Source organism: Sporosarcina luteola (genome assembly GCF_023715585.1).
GTDB lineage: Bacteria > Bacillota > Bacilli > Bacillales_A > Planococcaceae > Sporosarcina > Sporosarcina luteola_D.
Window position 1 is genome coordinate 1 of record NZ_JAMBOK010000025.1, and the last position, 256, is coordinate 256.

Genomic DNA, 256 nt, shown 5'->3' on the forward strand with positions numbered 1-256 from the left:
TGGATAAAACGACATTGAAGCAACAAAACATCAAGTAATCAACCGAGTCGATCACTTTTGTGATTGAACAATACTTTTTTAACGATTGCCAGCGTATATCGCTATACAATGGTAATCAACCAATGGTTTAGACGTATGTAATGCGTTGAAAACCAGACAAAGGTTAAGTTAGAAAGGGCGCACGGCGGATGCCTTGGCACTAGAAGCCTATGAAGGACGGCACTAACACCGATATGCTTCGGGGAGCTGTAAGTAA

At 41.8% G+C, this 256-nt stretch carries 1 rRNA gene; it reads left to right on the top strand.

Features of this window, described 5'->3' with window-relative positions:
- Positions 1-161 precede the first annotated feature (161 nt).
- A 23S ribosomal RNA gene (locus tag M3193_RS16645) occupies positions 162-256 on the top strand; the annotation flags it as partial.